We start from the raw sequence: 3,760 nt of genomic DNA on the forward strand, positions 1-3,760 counted from the left end.
TCTCACTATGGCCCAGCGGGGGATATTTATATGTGTACAACATTCCGGTTTATTGTCCTCAAGATACCTTCTAAGACTTTTTATCGCATTCTTCTCGAGGCGGCTGACCTGCGCCTGGGATATGCATATCTCCTCTGCCACCTCCGTCTGGGTCTTTCCCTCAAAAAATCTCAGCCTCACTATATTCTTCTCCCTGTCGCACAGCCTGTCCATAGCCTCTCTGAGATCAAGGTTTTCAACCCACATCTCCTCCTTATTCTTTCTGTCTCTTATCTGATCCATGATGTACAAGGTGTCTCCACCCTCCTGATACACCGGCTCATACAGGGACAGCGGTGCCGATATGGCATCAAGCGACATGACTATATCTTCCTTCGGTATACTTATCTCCTCCGCTATCTCCTCTATCGTCGGCTCCTTATCCTTTGTCTTCTGGAGATTTTCCTTGGCATATATCGCCTTGTAGGCTATATCACGCAATGACCTTGATACTCTTATAGCATTGTTATCTCTGAGATACCTTCTGCACTCACCTATGATCATAGGCACAGCGTACGTACTGAATTTGACATTGAGACTTCTGTCAAAATTATCCAACGCCTTGATAAGCCCTATACAGCCAACCTGGAACAGATCATCCGGATTCTCATTTGAACTGCCAAATCTCTGGATCACGCTGAGCACAAGGCGGAGATTCCCCTCTATAAACTCCTCCCGGGCAGAGCTGTCTCCCTGCTCCATCCTGTCAAACAGCATGTTCTTCTCATCCTCTGTAAGATATGGTAATTTCGATGTATTTACACCACATATAACCACTCTGTTCAGCGCCATATCATGTCCCTCCACGTGTTATCTGTCTAACACTAGGATTGTCAGATACATGCTAATTTATTCATATTTGCACCACTTTTACTGATATATATGCACGCAAAAAGACCATGAAAACCAATTTGTGTCCTAAGTCACTCATCATCTTCATGGTCTCTTATCTTCGTATATCTAGTTCTTTCTGAACTCCTCAAGTTCAAGTCCCTCATTGTGCTGGAGAACCTGATCGATGACCCACTCATTTGCAAACAGGAGAAGCGGATTACCCTTCATGTCCTTAACCTTCTTGACATCGCTCACACGCTTGAGCTTTGTCACGTCTATGGTAGGATCCTTCACCCATCTGATATAGTTATATGGTATCGGCTCAAGTCTTATCTCACAGCCGTACTCGTTCTCAAGTCTGTACTTAAGTACATCAAACTGAAGCACACCTACAACTCCGACTATGATCTCCGAAAGTCCCGCAGTGTACTCCTGAAATATCTGTATAGCACCCTCCTGGGCAATCTGGGTAACACCCTTGACAAACTGCTTACGCTTCATGCTGTTGAGCTGAACAACCCTGCAGAAGTGCTCCGGTGCAAATGTAGGGATACCCTCATACTCAAACTTCTTTCCGCCTGTTGTGAGCGTATCTCCGATGGAGAACAGATCAGGATCAAATACTCCTATAACGTCACCGGCATAAGCCTCATCGACGATCTTTCTGTCCTGAGCCATAAGCTGCTGAGGCTGGGAAAGCTTGATCTTTCTCTTGCTGGCAGCATGATATACCTCCATGCCTGCCTCAAACTTACCAGAGCAGATTCTCATAAATGCGATTCTGTCTCTGTGAGCCTTGTTCATATTTGCCTGGATCTTGAACACAAAAGCTGAGAACGGCTCTGTTACAGGATCTATGATTCCCTCTGATGAATTACGTCCGAGAGGAGGTGTCGTCATCTTAAGGAAATAGTTCAGGAACTGCTCGATACCAAATGTATTCAGCGCAGAACCGAAAAATACAGGGGAGAGCTCTCCGGCTCTGACCTTCTCTATATCCATCTCCTCTGTGGCACCATCTATAAGCTCTATCTCCTCATTGAACTGGTCAAAGAGGTATGGGCCGACAAGCTCCTTGAGAGCCTCATCGTCTATATGATAATCTGTTTCCTCCGCCTTCTTGGCTCCACCTGTCGATATAGCCTGGAACGTGGACACTATCTTGGTCTTTCTGTCATATACACCCTTGAACTCTTTTCCTGAACCTATAGGCCAGTTGACAGGGCATGTCTTGATACCGAGAACAGTCTCTATATCATCGAGAAGCTCAAATGTATCCCTTGCATCTCTGTCCATCTTATTTATAAATGTGAATATAGGTATATGTCTCATGACACATACCTTGAAGAGCTTTATGGTCTGAGCCTCAACACCCTTGGATGCATCGATCACCATGACCGCAGAATCCGCAGCCATAAGTGTACGGTAGGTATCCTCCGAGAAATCCTGATGTCCAGGTGTGTCAAGTATGTTTATGCAATATCCGTCATAATTGAACTGCAGAACAGACGAGGTTACCGAGATACCTCTCTCCTTCTCTATATCCATCCAGTCCGACACTGCATATTTGGAATTTGCCTTTCCCTTTACAGATCCCGCTGTGTTTATTGCGCCGCCAAAGAGCAGAAACTTCTCTGTGAGTGTAGTCTTACCTGCATCAGGATGTGAAATTATGGCAAATGTCCTTCTTCTGTTGATCTCTTCTCTTAACTTGTCATCCATTATCTTTTCCTCATATACAATTTATTGATTCTTATTCTTCAAAATGTCCCTGTTCTTCTGAGCCCAGAGCATAAGCGACTGTATATTCACAGACATCTTCTCCAGCTCCTCAAGGACAGCATCAAAAGCTGCAACCTCGGTCTCATCGACTATTCCATCAGCGGTGATCTCTATAAGCTGCTCAGATATATCTTCCATCTTCTTGGAGGATCCGAGGAACTGAAGTATGAGCCTGTCAAGGCTGTCCGCATTTATCGGCTTCACCGTCTCTTTTCCTATAGGGCAGTCGCCTGAACAATAGCTGTTACAGAGCTCGGGTATGTCATACGCCTTTGACATGGAAAGTACCTCCTCAGGGTACGGAACTACTGTGCCAAGCTCTATTCTTGAAAGCCTTGTCCTGTCTATATTGAGCACCTCTGCACTCTTCTCCCTGCTTGTAAGGTTATCGTTCACCTTAGACGCATTATATCTTGCGACATAATATTTATTGTTAAGCGCCTTTGTAGCTTTTTTACTCATTTTTTTCTCCTTATGTAGTTCTTCCTAATACACCTAATTAAACATAATAACACACAATATCAGCCGAATCAATCATCTTAATATCCGGTGAAAAAGTTCCATCAGAAGCTGCGCAAAATGCAGCTATAAAGTCTATATTCATATCTCCCTCTGCATGCGCAGGATCCGCTATTTCATCCATATGCATACGGCCGTCACACTCAGCCCTGCATACTGCATAATTGCCCAGCCAGATATTCTTCTTCTCCATATGCGCATTGTCCATGACCATTTGCTGTTCCTCATCCTTCATAAGTATGCCTGTTCCGGTCATCTTGCTGTACGCCTCGCGCCTTGTCCACACACATGTGCTGTATATTTCCGGGTGTGCACACGACATCACACATTTTTTATCCTCATCCGAATACATGCGGTTAACTATGCTGTCCGGTATCCTTCTGACTCTCTCAACGTCTATACCACAAGGCTCACTGCCTATCGCAGCCGCCACACAACCCTCGGTATGGCTTATCGAAAACTGAATGTCCTTTATAAACGGCTTTCCCGCCTTATTCTTCTCATACGTGACCAGCCGTTCATCAATTCCGGCACATTCCCTGAGAGCATGTGCAAGCAGGATTCCCGCTGCAAGACTGGCATTCCT

Annotated in this window: 4 protein-coding genes; all 4 read right to left on the reverse strand. The window is 45.1% G+C overall.

Annotation, left to right across the window (positions count from 1 at the left end):
• Positions 1-831 (reverse strand): RNA polymerase sporulation sigma factor SigG (sigG, locus tag CCU_RS13355; RefSeq protein WP_243440903.1); only part of this gene is annotated, 831 nt, incomplete at its 3' end.
• 168 nt (positions 832-999) lie between these two features.
• Positions 1,000-2,595: a peptide chain release factor 3 gene (locus tag CCU_RS13360; protein WP_015535017.1), complete on the reverse strand. Its 1,596-nt coding sequence runs from the start codon at positions 2,593-2,595 to the stop codon at positions 1,000-1,002.
• Between the two features lie 21 nt (positions 2,596-2,616).
• The gene (locus CCU_RS13365; RefSeq protein ID WP_015535018.1) at positions 2,617-3,117 is read right to left on the reverse strand and encodes a helix-turn-helix transcriptional regulator; all 501 of its coding nucleotides are present in this window, start codon (positions 3,115-3,117) and stop codon (positions 2,617-2,619) included.
• A gap of 37 nt (positions 3,118-3,154) precedes the next feature.
• Positions 3,155-3,760: 4'-phosphopantetheinyl transferase family protein (locus tag CCU_RS13370; protein ID WP_208896293.1), on the reverse strand; the 606-nt coding region annotated here is incomplete at its 5' end.

Source organism: Coprococcus sp. ART55/1 (assembly GCF_000210595.1).
Lineage (GTDB): Bacteria > Bacillota > Clostridia > Lachnospirales > Lachnospiraceae > Coprococcus > Coprococcus aceti.

What these genes read in the sequence shown, in the direction of transcription:
- CCU_RS13365 (WP_015535018.1), bottom strand. Translation starts at nt 3,117, where the DNA reads ATGAGTAAAAAAGCTACAAAGGCGCTTAACAATAAATATTATGTCGCA.
- CCU_RS13360 (WP_015535017.1), bottom strand. Translation starts at nt 2,595, where the DNA reads ATGGATGACAAGTTAAGAGAAGAGATCAACAGAAGAAGGACATTTGCC.